Below are 15,205 nucleotides of genomic sequence, written 5' to 3'. Positions count from 1 at the left end.
GAGGCGTAGCATCATGCAGAAAGACCCCATCCGAATTGTTATCCTGGGCGGCGGCACTGCTGGATGGATGACCGCGGCGGGCTTCATCAAGGGCTTCAAACCGGAATTCGCCTCCGTGCGCCTGATTGAATCGGATGAGATCGGCACGGTCGGCGTGGGTGAGGCCACCCTGCCGCAATTGAAAAGCTTCAATGATTTCCTGGGCCTGAACGAGCCCGAATTTATGCGCGACACCAATGCCACCTTCAAGCTGGGTATCGATTTCCGAAACTGGGGCCGTGAGGGCGACAGCTATATCCACCCCTTCGGCATCCACGGCCAGGCCATTAATGGCGTGCCCCTGTTCCAGTACTGGCTGAAGGCGCGCGCCAATGGCCATGACAGTGACCTGGAATCTTATTCCTTCCCGATTATGGCCTGCCGGAACCTGAAGTTCGATTTTCCGTCCGAAGACGATCGGTCTGTGCGCTCCACCTTCGCCTATGCCTATCAGTTTGATGCGGTCCTCTATGCCCGCTATCTGCGGCGCTGGGCGGAAAGCAAGGGATTGCAGCGAACCGAGGGCAAGGTTGTCGAAGTTAACCTGCGTCCGGAGGACGGCTTCATCCGGTCGCTGACCCTGGCTTCAGGCGAAGTGGTCGAGGGTGATCTCTTCATCGATTGCTCCGGTTTCCGCAGCCTGCTGCTGGGACAGACCCTGAAGGTGCCATGGGAAGACTGGACGCCCTGGCTGCCTTGCGATCGCGCCCTGGCCGTGCCCTGCGACCGGGCAGGCGACTTCACGCCCTATACCCGCGCCACGGCGCGCGAGGCTGGCTGGACCTGGCGCATTCCGCTCCAGCACCGCACCGGCAATGGATACGTGTTTTCCAGTCGCTTCACTACCGAGGACCGAGCCGCCGAAGTCCTGCTCGCGGGGCTGGATGGCAAGGCGCAGGCCGAGCCGCGTCTGATAAAATTCGCCGCCGGTCGCCGCAAGCAGTCCTGGTACAAGAACTGCATCGCCATCGGCCTGGCCAGCGGTTTCCTCGAACCGCTTGAATCGACCAGCATCTACCTGGCGCAGATGGCGTCCGATTTTGTCATGCGCCTCTTTCCGGGCAAGGACATCGATCCGAAACTGGTGGCCGAATTCAACCGCACCATCGATATCGAATATGACCGGGTCCGCGATTTCCTGATCCTGCACTATCACGCCAATCAGAAGCCGGCCGAGGAAGACCCGACCGGCCTGTGGCGGTATGTCCGCGAAATGACGGTGCCCGATACGCTGATCGAGAAGATGGAGACCTTCAAACACCGCGGCCATATCCATCGCTATCGGGATGGTTTGTTTGCGCCTCCGAGCTGGATAGCGGTTTATACGGGCCAGAACATCCTGCCGCGCAACTATGATCGCCAGGTCGATAATATGAGCACTGAAGCCATGCTGGAAAAAATGCGGGAGATGCAGGAACGGGTAGCCGTCAATGTCGAGGTCCTGCCGACGCACGCCGATTTCCTGCGCGACTACTGCTTCGATCCTTCCGCGAAAATGATGCAGGAGGCCGGCAATGTCTGATCATCCGGTCAAAAAGGTCGTCATCGTCGGGCGCGACGACGCCCTTTGGCTGAGCGCCAATGTGCTGTGGCGGGCCCTGGGGCAGTCAGGACTTGACATTACCGTGGTCGAATTGCCGTCTTTGCTGCGGCCGGGTGATGTCTACCCCACGCTGAAACAGCAGGAAGCCTATCATAACCTTATCGGCATCAATGAAGGGCCGATGATGAAGGCGTCGCACGCCACCTATACGCTTGGCCAGCGCTTCAATAACTGGTCGAAAACCAAGCCGCCCTTCATTCACGGCTATTCGACCTACGGGCGCCCGCTCAATCGCGTGTCCTTCCACCATTATTGGGTCAAGGCGCGCGCGCAGGGGTTGAAGGCCGAGTTCGAGGACTTTTCCCTCAATGCCGTGGCGGCAAAATATGGCCGTTTCTTCCTGCCAGGTGAAGCGGTCGACGGCTTCGCCATCTGTGACTACGCCTATCATCTTGAGGCCCAGGGCTATTGCCATGTGCTGAAGACGGTGGCGCTGGACAGAAAAATCAAACATGTAAGCGGTCGCCTGGCCGAGGTTGCGCGTGATACGCTGAGCGGCGATATCACCGGGGTCACCCTGACCGACGGCCAGGCCATCGAAGGTGATTTCTTCATCGATGCGTCGGGCGCCGAAAGCGCCCTGCTTGGCGAGGGGCTGGATGTCGGCTTCGATTCGTGGCGCCAGTGGTTCCCCTGCGACCGGCTGATGACCACCTATGCCGCGCCCCTGGCACCCCTGCCGCCGTTCAGCCAGGTCTCGGCCTTCCGGTCCGGCTGGGTCGGGCTTTATCCGTTGCGTAACTGCACGGCGGTGCAGCAGGTCTATACCAGCCACGACCTGACCGATGAGGCAGCGTATGAGGCGGCGGGCATTTTTACCTCCCTGAAGCTCAACCCCGATGCCGTGGTCACCCCCTTCACCGCCGGCACGCGCCGCCGGTTCTGGGAGAAGAACTGCGTCGCCATCGGCGAGGCGGCGGCGGTTCTCGATCCGATCGACAGCGTGCGTATGCACGTCAACCTGCTGGGCCTGTCGCACCTGATCTCGCTGTTTCCGATCGATCGGGACTGTGGCATCGAAAGCACCGAATACAACCGCAATGTCCATTCATCACTGGAGCGTATCCGCGATTACCAGCTCTGCCATTATGTGCTGAACCAGCGTTTCGATCAGCCGTTCTGGGATCACTGCCGCAATATCGAGGTGCCGGACGCCCTGCGTTACAAGCTGGACCTGTTCGAGGCGCGCGGCAACCTGGTGGTCTATGATGACGAAACCTTCGAGGAGGACGACTGGCTGTCCATGCTGCTGGGGCATGGACTGATTCCGAAAGCCTATGATCCGCTCGCCGACCAGGTCAGCGACGCGGAGGCCATCCAGCACTTCCAGAAAATGCTCGGCTTTATCAAGGCGGCGGTGGAGCCGATGAAGCCGATGGAGGAGACGTTGGGCATCGTGCCCATACGCGCCTGACTATGGCGCTTTCGATCCGACGGCGTGACGGATCAGGACCACTGAGTTTAAAGTATCTAAGTCCGGGAAAAATCAATGCAAACAGCGGTCAGGAAGATCGTTATTGTCGGCGGCGGCACCGCCGGCTGGATGGCGGCGGCGGCGCTGATAAAGGCGCTGGGCAGTCATGCCTATGATATCACACTTATCGAATCCGAGGACATCGGCACGGTCGGTGTGGGGGAGGCGACGATCCCGCCGATCCTGGAATATAATTATTTCCTCGGCCTCGATGAGGATGAATTCATCCGCGAAACCAATGCCACTTTCAAGCTGGGCATCCAGTTCCAGGATTGGCGGCATCTGGGGCACAGCTATTTCCACCCCTTCGGTCTTTTCGGCACTGAAATCGACGGCTTCAGCTTCCCGCATTACTATTTCCGCCATTACCACAAGGCGGGCCTGAGCGCGGTCGATATCGGCAAATACAATGCTGAAACCGAGGCCGCACTCCAGGGACGCTTTGGCCGTGTCCGGCGCGAACCCGGTAAGCCGCCCGTGAACTATGCCTTCCAGTTCGATGCTGCGCTCTATGCCCGGTATTTGCGCAAATATGCCGAAAAGCGCGGAGTCGTCCGTCAGGAAGGCAAGATCGTCACGGTCAACCAGCATCCGGAAACCGGCTTCATTACCTCGGTCCAGATGGAAAAAGGCCGGGTGATCGAAGGGGATTTGTTCATCGATTGCTCCGGCTTCCGGGGGCTGCTGATCGAGCAGACCCTGAAGACCGGCTACACCGACTGGAGTCACTGGCTGCCGATGAACCGTGCCGTCGCCGTACCTTGCGAACGTGCTGGTGAACTGCTGCCCTATACGCGGGCCACGGCGCGTGAGGCCGGCTGGCAGTGGCGTATCCCGTTGCAGCACCGCACCGGCAATGGCTATGTTTTCTGTGATGAATTCATCAGCGAAGACGCGGCCTGTGAAACCCTGCTGGGCCGCCTGGACGGCAAGGCTCTGGCCGATCCGAAAATCCTGCGTTTCGTGACAGGTCGCCGCAACCTGGCCTGGAACAAGAACGTCGTGGCCCTGGGGCTGGCCAGCGGTTTCCTGGAGCCGCTGGAATCGACCAGCATCCATCTGGTTCAGTCGGGCGTGTTCCGCTTCCTGGCGCTGTTCCCGCGCCACGGTTTCAATCCGCATATCGTCAATGAATATAACCGCGAGGTCGAATTGTCCTATAACAATATCAAGGACTTCATTATCGCCCACTACAAGGTGACCGAACGCGACGACACACCTTTCTGGCGGCACGTCCGGCAGATGGCGATCCCGGAAAGCCTGCAGAACCGGCTGGATGTCTTCCGTGCCAGTTGCCAGACCCTGTGGCGCGATTCCGAACTTTTCCGCGAAGTCAGTTGGGTGGCTATCCTCACCGGTCAGGGGCTGGTGCCGGAAGACTACCATCCCGCAGCCGACGCTATGGACGATGACGACCTGCGCCTGCATCTGGGGCGCTGGCGATCGGCGGTCCTCGATCGGGTCAAGGGTTTGCCGACCCATGAGGACTTTATCCGCCGCAATTGCGCCTCCGAGGCCTTCAAGCGTCTGGAAGCGGCGGGCGGCTAAAAACCCTCGGTATTGAAGAAGAGGTTGGCGGTCAGGCGCCCATCAGCCGGCGACTCGCCTAAAGGGGCATCCGGGTCCAGCTTCGCCGAATGCAGTTGCCCCGCCCGGTAAAGAATCAGCCGGTTGAAGCGGGGCTCAATGCTCAGAATCTCATCATAGAAGGCGTCGCGGACCGGTTGGTCGTCTGCGCCGGCCAGTTCCTGCCGGCGCAGATAGCTGAACTTGTCGCTGCGGATTGGTGTGATCAGTTCGAGACCACTCGCCTTGTGGCGGTAGAAGGCGGTGCCGCCCTGCGGGCGCGGGCTGAGGTAATGGACGGTGGCGAAACTGTTCAGCCGATGGGCGTCGGTATGGGGGGCGGCCTGCGCCCTGGCCATCTGGTCCAGGCCCAGCGTGGCCAGTCCGAAAAAGCCGTAGGTTTTCAGCGGCAAATCCGGATGCATCCCGAAGACCTGAACCATGGATTGCCTCAGGACATCGGCGAGCAGGGTGATATAGGCGGGCGGCACCGGCGCCATGAGGCCGGGATATTTCGAGCCGGCCGGCGGTGTGCCGAAACGTGACCGCGCCGCGTAACTGAGCAGCGCTTCCGGATCGAGCAGCACATCATCGGCAACCAGGACAGACTGGCCTTCCTCTCCGAACCGGATGACCTCGATCTGTGCCTGCGGATTGAGCGCCAATATGGGTTCGGCGTTACTGATATCCGGCATGGTATCTCCCCGTTGTTTGCCGCAGCCTAAACGGACAGCCGAGAATTGCAACCGGCCTTAAAGTGTTGCAGAACGGTTGGATAGATGGAGGATAAAGTGTCGGTAAATGTGTTCAAGGTCGGTTTGGAAGAGACGCCTGTCGTGGTGATCGATAATTTCGTCCAGGAGCCGGAACGCATCATCGATCTGGCCGTGGATATGGCGCCCTTCCCAAGTCAGAGCGGCCATTATTATCCCGGACGTCGCCGGCGCATCACGCCGCAGGATGGCGAAACCTTCGACTATGTCAGCTCCGTCTGCCAGTCGCTGGCCCCGGTCATGGCATCGGTCTACGGAATTACCAAATACGATATTCTCGATGCCGGTTTTTCACTCGTGACGACAAAGCCGGAAGACTTGCAACCGCTCCAGACCGTGCCGCATTTCGACCATCACGATTCCAACGGCTTCGCCATCCTGCACTATCTGTCGCGACGGCCGGGCGGCGGCACGGCCTTTTACCGCCACCTCGGTTCCGGCTTTGAAACCTTGTCGGACGAACGCAAGGATGCTTACAGCGCGGCACGAATGAAAGATGCCGAGCTTTACGGCGTGACCCAGGCCTATCACAAGGGCGACCGGGACGGCTTTGTTGAACTGGCGTCGGTCGAGGCGCGTTTCAACCGTGCCGTCATCTATCCGGGCAAATTGCTGCATTCCGCCGTTTTGCCCGACGATTTCAATTTCAGCCCCGATCCGCGGACCGGCCGACTGACGGGTAATGTCTTTGTGCGGGCGACGGCCTGGCGTTAAATCGTCAGCGCCGCTTCCAGCTTCGCCAAGCCCTCATCGAGGATCTCATCTGAGGCGGTCAGTGGTGCCAGCAGCCGGATGGTATTGGCATAGACCCCGCAGGACAGCAGGATCAGGCCATTGGCCTGCGCCTTCGTGGTCACGGCTTTAGTGGTGGCCGCATCCGGCGTGAAGCTGCCGCGTTCGGTGACGATATCGAAGGCGATCATCGCGCCCAGACCGCGAATGGCGGTGATCGGCACGATATCATTACGCTGGGCCAGGGCTTCAAGCCGGGCCTTCAGCTTCGCGCCCTGACGGTTGGCGGCGTCCAGCAGCTTTTCCTCTTCGATCACTTCCAGCACGGCCAAGGCGGCGGCGCAGGCCACCGGATTGCCGCCATAGGTGCCGCCGAGGCCCCCGACGATCGGCGCGTCCATGACCTCGGCGCGGCCGACCACGCCGGAGAGCGGGTAGCCGCCGGCCAGCGACTTGGCCATGGTCATCAGATCAGGCTTCACGTCGTAGTTTTCCATGGCGAACAGCTTGCCGGTGCGGCCAAAGCCCGTTTGGACCTCGTCGGCGATCAGCAGAATACCGTGTTCGTCGCACTTTTTCCGTAAGGCTCGCATCAGTTCCGGTGGGGTGATCAGGAAGCCGCCTTCGCCCTGCACCGGCTCGATGATTATGGCCGCCACGGCATCGGGCGCGATATCGGCCTTGAACAGGTAGTCGAGCATTTTCAGGGTATCGTCGGTATCTATACCGTGCGCCTCCACCGGGAAGGGCAGGTGATAGATGCCGGGCTGCTGCGGACCTAAGTCCTTCTTGTAGGGCACCACCTTGCCGGTCAGGGCCGAGGTCAGGGCGGTGCGGCCGTGGAAGCCACCGGTAAAGGCGATGACGCCGTCGCGCTTTGTGTGGCAGCGGGCGATCTTGACGGCATTTTCCACCGCCTCGGACCCTGTAGTGAAGAAGGCGCACTTGGCCGGGCCGTCGATCGGCGCCAGGGCATTAATTTTCTCCGCCAGGGCGATATAGCTTTCATAGGGCACCACCTGGAAGGCGGTGTGGGTGAAGGCGTCCATCTGTTTCAGCGCGGCGGCCTGGACCTTCGGGTGACGGTGGCCGGTATTGAGCACGGCAATACCGCCGGCGAAATCGATGAAGCGGTTGCCGTCGGCATCCCACAACTCGGCGTTTTCGGCGCGGCCGGCATAGAGCGTGGTGGCGTGCCCAATGCCGCGGGCGACAGCGGTGGCGCGGCGGGCGGCGAGATCGGCATTGTGAGACATGTGCGGGCTCCGGCAATCAGGTTGCGCGGAGATTACATATTGTGATCACAATTTGCCAGTGACTTTTTCAGGACAAAGTGTCGCCATTGGAATCGATCGCGCCCATTGCCTGCAGGCGGGTGCGCAAGGGGATCAGGCCAGACGCGTAACGCCGCCAGGCGCCGACCCCTTCGCTGTTGATCGGCTGACGCACCTGGCTTGAACTGGCGGAGGCTACCGCGCCTGCGGCTTCATGCGGGCTGAGACAGACCGCTTCGAAGGGCAGGCCGCAAGCCGCCAGAACCCGCCGTATATGGCTTTCCGGATCGCTGATCAATGCTTCCAGTGAGACCTCGACGATGTCCTTGCCAAAGCAGGCTTGCCAGTGATCCATCAGGTCGCGGTAATAACCGTAGTGGTCGGCCAGGTCATTCTGGTCGAAGGACCAGCGTGCGGCAAAATGCAGCTTATAGGCGCCGAAGAGCGAATCCAGTGGATTGCGACGCATGTGGATGAACAGGGCGTCCGGGAAGGCGAGCCTGATCAGGCCGAGATAATCGGTATTGTTCGGCAGCTTGTCGATCATATAGGGGCGGCCGTTATCAAGATAGGCCGTTTCCCGTTCATAGAAATCGGCATACGCCTGCGGATCGGTTTTTGCGGCCGTAGCGATCATGTCTGCATCGAGCAGGGTCTGGGTCTGCGAGTTCGACACCATCTTCATGGCGGCGGGGAAAGCCTGTAATTCGCCGGGCGCCTGCACCTGCGAATGGGCCGCCAGGATGCGTTCCATCAAGGTGGTGCCTGATCGGGGCAGGCCGATAATGAAGATGCGGCGAGGGCCGGTGCGTGTGGCCGTCGCAGGATTGGTAAAGCTATTGGCGGGGAACCAGGTTCGCCACGCGGCGACAATCTCGCTTTCCAGGCGCGATGACCATGCCGGGTTGCGCGGGGTTTCGGGTTCCGCCTTGGCAAATTCCGCGCCTTTTTGAAGCCACTCCCAGGCATTGGCCCGGTCATCGATATCATCATATTCCTTGAACAGGGCGTAGGCATGGCTGGCCTGATGCAACGCCGATTCACCCGGTGAAGCGGCAAGCAGCCGTTCGATATGATTGTTTTGCAGCGTCCAGCGTTTCAGCCGCGCCAGGGCGAGATGGGCACCCATATGGGGCGCAAGCGCTACGGCCTTCTCAAAGCTGGCCTCGGCGGCATCAAGTTCGCCCAGAAACGCTTCGGTTTCACCGCGGCTGAACCAGTATGCCGCTGCGTCCGGTTGCAGGGCCGTGGCGCGTTGCAATAGAGGCAGGGCCTCGGCTTCGCGGGAAGCGCGTGACAGATGCGTGGCCAGAAGATGCAGGGTCTCGGCGTCTTCAACCCCCATCGCTAGAGCCTGTCTGGCCGCTTCGCAGGCTTCGGCATATCGGCCAAGCGGCGTCAGGGCGCGAACACGCTGGGCGAGAAAGCGTACCCGCGCCGGGTGGGCGGCGGGCAGCCGGTTCATCCCTTCGGCCATGACCGTCTCCGCTTCCTGATAGAGGTAGCTGTCTAGTGCCGCCATGCCCCACAGCCACCAAGCCTGAAGCTTTTGCGGATCGAGTTCGATGACGCGCCGGGCGGCGTTAATGACGGCGGCATGGTCGCCGCGACCGGCGGCCTGCATGGCTTCTTCCAGGGCGGTATCGGCGGGGTGAAGAATGTAAGTCATTACTGGCTCTTGACCACCGGGGCGGTTTCCGGGCAGCCGGTCTGGGCGCAGACCCCCTGGTCAGACCAGGCGATCAGCCGCACCACCATGTCGCCGGGCTCGGTGCGCGGATCGGTGGCGATGGAAAGCACATGGCCGTCAGACGGCGCCGTGACGGTGGCGATGGTCTCGCCGAAGGGATTGCTGACCGTGGCCACCACATCGCCCTTTTTCACGTCGTCTTTCAGTTTCACCTTTACCGTGGTCCAGCCGCCGCGCGGGCTGTCGATATCGGTGACCACATTGCCAACATAAGGCGCCGGGTCGCTCAGGTCGGGCTGGCCGGTCAGCATCCCTTTGCCGATCATGACATTGCGGACGCCACGCAGGGCGCGGGTGATTATCGCCTCATTGAAGGTTTCCGGCCCGCCCAGTTCGTAGGTCACCGCCGGAATGCCGGCCGGATTGAGCATGTTCTCGACCGTGCCCTCGACGCCGGCATCCATGCCGATGACGTCCGGCCGCAGGAGATCGGCGATCTGCCGCGCCGCGCCCGTCTGGGCGAAAACATAGCCGGGATAGGCGCCGCCGCGCGACTGGGTATGCAGGTCGATGGCGAAATCGGCATTGCCGATGAATAGCTGGTGCCACAGCCTGCCGGCATAGCGCGACGCCGGCCCGCCTTCGGTATTGCCGGGCATGGCGCGGTTGAGGTTGTCGCCATTGGTGCCGATCTCATCAGCGGTAAAGCCGCGTGTCGAATGCAGCAGGCCCGGCGTATTCAGACCGGGCACGGCGACAAGCGTACCCGAAAGTATCTTGGGATCGATTGATTGCGCCAGATGCTGGAGGACGGAAATACCGTTCAACTCATCGCCATGGATGCCGGCGGTGATCAGCAGCTTCGGACCGGGTTTCGCCCCTTTGACCACGACTACCGGCACGTACCAGCCCTGGCCGATGGAGGTGTCAGTTACGCGGAAATAGAGCTTCGTCACCTGGCCGGACGGCAGGTCCGCCACAGCCAGTTTGTCGATCACCGCCGCGCCATCGATCTTGTCGCCGGTATAGACGGTCTGCGCCATTACCGAGGTGAACAGGGCCGGCGTGGACAGGGCAATGCAGGCGGCGGCAACAGCGGTCAGGCGTTTCATGTGGGGTCTTTCAAACGGTCCAGACTATAGTCTTAGCCGTTTTCAGGCGCGCCGCAAGGTATGGCTTTAGTGGGTGTCCTCAAAAGCCTTGACGATCTGGAACTGCGCCAGGCGGATATCCAGTTCGGCGGCGCGATCGACCTTGCCGTCATCATGCAGGCGCATATCGGTCAGCTTGCGCTGGGCGTCGTTATCGTAGGCGGCCAGCAGTTGCAGCAGTTCCGGCTTGGTCAGGGTCTGCGCCTGGACCAGCGCATTCATACGGATGACCTTTTCCTCAAGCTCGGTCTGGGCCACGGCGGCGATGGCGGCCAGGCGGTACTTGTCGCTGTCCGACAGCTTAGAGAAGTCGATATGGTTGGCGACCTCGCCGATGATCAGCTTCATATGCTGGGTGGCGATGAAATGGCGGACCAGCGCGTCCGTGCCATCGATGCGGTAGACGGCGCGGGCCAGGTCGACGCGTTCCTCCAGTGCGGGATCGAGTACGGGGGCGGCGGCGAAGCTTGCCGCACTTTCGGCGGTCGGGTTCGGTGTCTGGCCGGCGGGCGCCTTGAAGGACGCCAGCACGGCGGTGGCGGTTTCATGGTCGAAATTGGCCGAGGCCGGCACAACCGGCGCCGCACCTTGTCCGGTAGCCAGGCCATAGGTGATGCTGGGCGTGCCTGCATCCGGCGCGCCGAGATCGAGAATGGCCAGCATTCCTCTGGTCTTGGTTTTCTTTATGGGCGCCGTTTCGTCGGTCGCGCCGGCGTCGGCGGCGTCACGGACAAGTTCCACCTTCTTGCGGACCGGGGTGACCGGGGCGGCGGTAGATTCGGCCAGTTGTTCGGGCGTCAGGCTGTTCATCGACTGCATGACGGCGCGGTTAATCTCGTCCTGAGTGTCACTGGGGGTGCGCACCGGCTGGCCTATGCCCTGGTTGAGATAGGCTTGCAACTGCGTCGATTGATTGACGGTCAGGGCCGTTTGCGCATGGGCCGATAATGCCGGTATGGCGAGCCAGACAAACGCACTGATGCATAACCGTTTAAAAGATACCGACGCCAAAACCCACCCCCAAAAAAGTTCCCTGTTATTGGTCGCCGTGACCTAGCTTGCCTGCGATTCCGTAAAGGTTTTGATGATCTTGATCACCGCATCGACCATGTAGGTCTGGACCTCGCTGGCTGATGCATCGGCCTGCATGAACTTGGCGGCATTGTATTTGGCGGCCGCAATCGATGAATTGGCGGTGATGAGCTGCTGGATTTCATCAGAGCTGAAGGCCGGGGCCTGGGCTTCGGCGATATTTTCGATCAGGCTGTTCTGCGTCTCGAGCAGGATCTTGTCGGCGATCTGGTTGTAGCGCGCGTCCTGTTCGGGCGTCAGTGTTGTCAGTCCGGCGCGGTCAATCACGATCAGGCGGGTGGCGGTTTTGGTGGCGTTGATGACCTCGCGCACATTGCGCGCCACGCCGTTCAGCTCCATCAACTGCTTGTAAAGCTCTATCTTTTCCTGGACGTGCGCGGTTTCGGCGGCGTCATTGAGTTGGGCCACGGCGCTGACCGCGACATCGCCGGCGGCAAGGGCGTACTGGTTGGACGGCGCGGCGGCGACAATCTCCTGCGCGGCGCAGGGGAGGGCTACGGCGCTCACGGCACCCGCCAGTATCAATACCTTGAACCTAAGCCCGAACACGGCACCCCTCCGCTTAATCAAAGATTAAGATTAAAGACTAGCCCTATCCACAGGCTCTGGCAATGGGGGAATGCCGGCAGGCGAACCGGAAAGCGCCCGGTGTGTCTTTTGAACGCGGGCGGAATCAAAAAGCCCTCCGTCTGAAACAGATGGAGGGCTTTTTGATTTTAGACCAGCGTGCCGTGGCAGTGCTTGAACTTGGCACCTGAGCCGCCCAAAGGGCGAAGCCCGTCTTGCTAAAAACCTGCGGCTCAGACGAGCGTACCGTGGCAGTGCTTGAACTTGGCACCTGAGCCGCAAGGACACAGGCCGTTGCGCGAGGTATTCTCCCAGCCGGCAGGCAGGGCCTGGGGCGGCAGGGCGGCGCGTTGTTCCGGCGTCAGGTCGTCGGTCAGTTTGGGGCCGCGTTCATTGAGGCCGGTGTGCGGATCGAGATGCACTTCCTCGAACGCACGGCGCTGTTGTGGCAAAGACGGCGCGAACGGCATCGGTTCGGCTTCAGCCAACTGTTCCGGAGGCGCCTCGAAGCGGATTTCCATCGTCATCAGCCAGCGCGTGACCGAGTGGCGCAGATTGGTCAGCAGGGTCTCGAACAGGGTGAAGGCTTCGGTCTTGTATTCGTTCAGCGGGTCGCGCTGGCCGTAGCCGCGCAGGCCGATGACGGCGCGCAGGTGATCGAGGTGCATCAGGTGCTCACGCCAGTGCATGTCGATCATCTGGAGCAGGAACTGCTTTTCCAGAGCCTTCATCTGGTCGTCGCCAAGCAGACGCAGGCGCTCTTCCATCTTTTCTTCGGCCAGTTTCTGGATGCGCTCTTCGAATTCCTCGTTGGCGATGCCTTCTTCCTGGGCCCACTCTTCCAGAGGCAGGTCAAGGCCGGTCAGGTTGAGGATGGCTTCCTTGAGTTCCGGAATTTCCCACTTTTCGGCATAGGCCTTGGGCGGCATGTGGCGCTCGACCAGGTCATGGATCGTATCGGTGCGGAATTCGCCGATCAGTTCGCTGAGATCGTCGGAATCCATGAAGTCCTGGCGCTGCTCGAAGACGGCCTTGCGCTGGTCATTGACCACGTCATCGTACTTCAGCAGGTTCTTGCGGATTTCGTAGTTGCGTTGTTCCACGCGCTTTTGCGCGGTGGCGATGGCGCCGTTCAGCAGCTTGTGGGTGATGGCTTCGCCTTCTTCGACGCCTAAGCTCTTCATCATCGCATTCAGGCGGTCGCCGGCGAAGATGCGCATCAGGTCGTCTTCGCAGGAGAGGAAGAATTTCGAGCGGCCGGGGTCGCCCTGACGGCCGGTACGGCCGCGAAGCTGATTATCGATGCGGCGGCTCTCATGGCGTTCGGTGCCGAGCACGAACAGGCCGCCGGCGGCCAGTGCCTTCTGCTTCAGGTCGCCGACCTGGGCCTCGATCTCGGTCTTCTTGGCCAGGATCTGCTCGGCCGAGACGGCATTGCCTGCGGCGTCCTGTTCGGCCAGCCACTTCTGCACACGCATGTCGACATTGCCGCCCAACTGAATATCGGTGCCGCGGCCGGCCATGTTGGTGGCGATGGTGACGGCGCCCGGTACGCCGGCGTCGGCGATGATATCGCCTTCCTGCTCGTGGAAGCGCGCGTTCAGGACGTTGTGGGGAATGCCCTTGCCGGACTTGTAGACGATGTCATAGGCGTCCTCGCCGGCTTTCAGGATATCCTTCTTGTCGGCATTGGCGAAGTTTGCGCGCAGGGTGCGCGACTGTTCGACCTTGTAGCTGTAATTATTGAGGAACTTCGACAGGTCGTCGGATTTCTCGATCGAGGCGGTGCCGACGAGGATCGGCTGGCCCTTGACGTAGCAATAGGCGACCTGGGCGGCGATGGCGTTGAACTTCTCGGCTTCGGTGCGGTAGACCTCGTCATCGTCATCGACACGCATGATCGGGCGGTTGGTCGGGATTTCAAGCACGTCCATTTTATAGATATCACCGAATTCCTGCGCTTCGGTGGCGGCGGTGCCGGTCATGCCCGAAAGCTTTTCGTACATGCGGAAATAGTTCTGGATCGTCACCGAGGCCAGGGTCTGGTTTTCCGGTTGGATATCGACGCCTTCCTTGGCCTCGATCGCCTGGTGCAGACCTTCCGAGAGTCTGCGGCCGGTCATCATGCGGCCGGTGAACTCGTCGATCAGGATGATCTCGCCGTCCTTGACGATATAGTCCTTGTTCAGCGTGTAGAGCGTGTTGGCGCGGAGGGCCTGGTTGGAGTGGTGGACCAGCGAGATATTGACCGGATCATAGAGGCCGGCCGAATCTTCCGCCAGATGGCCGCCGGCCTCCAGCATTTCTTCCAGGCGCTCGGAGCCCAGTTCGGAGAGCAGAACCTGGCGCTGCTTTTCATCGAGCTCGAACGTATCCGGATCCTTGATCAGTTCCAGGGTGATGGCGTTGAGAATCTTGTAAAGCTCGGATCGGTCCTCGGTCGGGCCGGAGATGATCAGCGGCGTGCGGGCTTCGTCGATCAGGATCGAGTCGACTTCATCGACGATGGCGAAGTTGTGGCCGCGCTGGACCATTTCGTTGCGGCTGTAGGCGAGGTTGTCGCGCAGATAGTCGAAGCCGAATTCGTTATTGGTGCCATAGGTGACATCCGAACCATAGGCCTGCTTGCGCTGGCCCTGCGAAAGCCCCTGGACGATGACGCCGGTCGAAAGGCCGAGGAAACGGTAGACGCGGCCCATGAAATCGGCGTCGCGCTTGGCCAGATAGTCATTGACCGTGATCAGGTGGACGCCCTTGCCGGAGAGGGCGTTGAGATAGACCGGCGCCGTGGCCACCAGGGTCTTGCCTTCACCGGTGCGCATTTCGGCGATGCCGCCCTTGTGCAGGATCATGCCGCCGACGAGCTGGACATCATAATGGCGCTGGCCGATCGAGCGCCAGGCGGCTTCGCGCACCACGGCGAAGGCTTCGTCCATCAGCGAATCGAGCGAGGCGCCCTTGGCGATGCGTTCCTTGAAGACCTGGGTCTGGCCGCGCAGTTCCTCATCGCTCATCGCCTTCATTTTGGGCTCAAGCGCGCTGATCTTCTGCGCGCGGGCCATGTAGCCGCGAACCTTGCGATCATTTGAGGAGCCGAAAAGCATTTTGGCGATGGCCAGCATGAGAAACCTTAACTATGAATTTCGTATCAGTCTGAAATAGCCTCAAATCGGGCCAGATTAGCCTGTCAGATGTAGAGAATTGTGAAGTCGGCGCGAAAACGTCTTATTTATCTGTAGTGTTC

At 60.9% G+C, this 15,205-nt stretch carries 12 protein-coding genes; 4 read left to right on the top strand and 8 right to left on the bottom strand.

What is annotated here, in order from left to right:
- Window positions 1–13: 13 nt before the first annotated feature.
- The 3 genes from BLO49_RS08145 to BLO49_RS08135 all read left to right on the top strand — a co-directional run bounded on the left by BLO49_RS08145 (window position 14) and on the right by BLO49_RS08135 (window position 4,664).
- Window positions 14–1,561, top strand: a complete 1,548-nt coding sequence (locus tag BLO49_RS08145; protein ID WP_170828263.1) for a tryptophan halogenase family protein — start codon at window positions 14–16, stop codon at window positions 1,559–1,561.
- Window positions 1,554–3,056, top strand: coding sequence for a tryptophan halogenase family protein (locus BLO49_RS08140; protein WP_090646842.1), 1,503 nt, complete (start codon window positions 1,554–1,556; stop codon window positions 3,054–3,056). Before BLO49_RS08145 ends, BLO49_RS08140 begins: the two co-directional genes overlap by 8 nt.
- Window positions 3,057–3,131: 75 nt before the next feature.
- Window positions 3,132–4,664, top strand: a complete 1,533-nt coding sequence (locus tag BLO49_RS08135) for a tryptophan halogenase family protein (protein WP_090646840.1) — start codon at window positions 3,132–3,134, stop codon at window positions 4,662–4,664.
- On the opposite strand, the gene BLO49_RS08130 is transcribed toward BLO49_RS08135, so the two are convergent.
- Window positions 4,661–5,377: a DUF6445 family protein gene (locus BLO49_RS08130; protein ID WP_090646837.1), complete on the bottom strand. Its 717-nt coding sequence runs from the start codon at window positions 5,375–5,377 to the stop codon at window positions 4,661–4,663. The genes BLO49_RS08135 and BLO49_RS08130 overlap by 4 nt on opposite strands.
- Window positions 5,378–5,473: 96 nt before the next feature.
- Between BLO49_RS08130 and BLO49_RS08125 the strand changes: the two genes are divergently transcribed.
- Window positions 5,474–6,169, top strand: coding sequence for a DUF6445 family protein (locus BLO49_RS08125; RefSeq protein WP_245678940.1), 696 nt, complete (start codon window positions 5,474–5,476; stop codon window positions 6,167–6,169).
- On the opposite strand, the gene gabT is transcribed toward BLO49_RS08125, so the two are convergent.
- The 7 genes from gabT to secA form a co-directional block, all read right to left on the bottom strand.
- Window positions 6,166–7,443 carry a 4-aminobutyrate--2-oxoglutarate transaminase gene (gene gabT / locus BLO49_RS08120; protein WP_090646832.1) on the bottom strand — a complete coding sequence of 426 codons (1,278 nt, stop codon included), beginning with the start codon at window positions 7,441–7,443 and terminating at the stop codon, window positions 6,166–6,168. The genes BLO49_RS08125 and gabT overlap by 4 nt on opposite strands.
- A 67-nt stretch (window positions 7,444–7,510) precedes the next feature.
- Complete coding sequence (locus BLO49_RS08115) at window positions 7,511–9,130, bottom strand: tetratricopeptide repeat-containing sulfotransferase family protein (RefSeq protein WP_090646829.1); 1,620 nt, start codon at window positions 9,128–9,130, stop codon at window positions 7,511–7,513.
- Complete coding sequence (locus tag BLO49_RS08110; protein ID WP_090646826.1) at window positions 9,130–10,263, bottom strand: succinylglutamate desuccinylase/aspartoacylase family protein; 1,134 nt, start codon at window positions 10,261–10,263, stop codon at window positions 9,130–9,132. Before BLO49_RS08110 ends, BLO49_RS08115 begins: the two co-directional genes overlap by 1 nt.
- Window positions 10,264–10,329: 66 nt before the next feature.
- Window positions 10,330–11,313 carry a hypothetical protein gene (locus BLO49_RS08105; RefSeq protein ID WP_090646824.1) on the bottom strand — a complete coding sequence of 328 codons (984 nt, stop codon included), beginning with the start codon at window positions 11,311–11,313 and terminating at the stop codon, window positions 10,330–10,332.
- A 42-nt stretch (window positions 11,314–11,355) separates the two neighbouring features.
- Window positions 11,356–11,901, bottom strand: coding sequence for a hypothetical protein (locus tag BLO49_RS08100; protein ID WP_245678939.1), 546 nt, complete (start codon window positions 11,899–11,901; stop codon window positions 11,356–11,358).
- Between the two features lie 209 nt (window positions 11,902–12,110).
- A complete protein-coding gene (locus BLO49_RS18720) occupies window positions 12,111–12,161 on the bottom strand; it encodes an SEC-C metal-binding domain-containing protein (RefSeq protein WP_369682527.1) in 51 nt (16 codons plus the stop codon).
- Window positions 12,162–12,194: 33 nt separating this feature from the next.
- Window positions 12,195–15,083 carry a preprotein translocase subunit SecA gene (secA, locus tag BLO49_RS08095; protein ID WP_090646820.1) on the bottom strand — a complete coding sequence of 963 codons (2,889 nt, stop codon included), beginning with the start codon at window positions 15,081–15,083 and terminating at the stop codon, window positions 12,195–12,197.
- Window positions 15,084–15,205: the final 122 nt, after the last annotated feature.

Origin of the sequence: Asticcacaulis taihuensis (assembly GCF_900100255.1) — a bacterium.
GTDB lineage: Bacteria > Pseudomonadota > Alphaproteobacteria > Caulobacterales > Caulobacteraceae > Asticcacaulis > Asticcacaulis taihuensis.
The sequence above is the reverse complement of the archived record's forward strand: the minus strand, read 5'-3'. Positions and strand labels throughout refer to the sequence as shown.

Bases quoted from the DNA above. Each gene is read 5' to 3' on its own strand.
- secA (WP_090646820.1), bottom strand. From the start codon at position 15,083: ATGCTGGCCATCGCCAAAATGCTTTTCGGCTCCTCAAATGATCGCAAG.
- BLO49_RS08130 (WP_090646837.1), bottom strand. From the start codon at position 5,377: ATGCCGGATATCAGTAACGCCGAACCCATATTGGCGCTCAATCCGCAG.
- BLO49_RS08145 (WP_170828263.1), top strand. From the start codon at position 14: ATGCAGAAAGACCCCATCCGAATTGTTATCCTGGGCGGCGGCACTGCT.
- BLO49_RS08110 (WP_090646826.1), bottom strand. From the start codon at position 10,263: ATGAAACGCCTGACCGCTGTTGCCGCCGCCTGCATTGCCCTGTCCACG.
- gabT (WP_090646832.1), bottom strand. From the start codon at position 7,443: ATGTCTCACAATGCCGATCTCGCCGCCCGCCGCGCCACCGCTGTCGCC.
- BLO49_RS08140 (WP_090646842.1), top strand. From the start codon at position 1,554: ATGTCTGATCATCCGGTCAAAAAGGTCGTCATCGTCGGGCGCGACGAC.
- BLO49_RS08115 (WP_090646829.1), bottom strand. From the start codon at position 9,130: ATGACTTACATTCTTCACCCCGCCGATACCGCCCTGGAAGAAGCCATG.
- BLO49_RS08135 (WP_090646840.1), top strand. From the start codon at position 3,132: ATGCAAACAGCGGTCAGGAAGATCGTTATTGTCGGCGGCGGCACCGCC.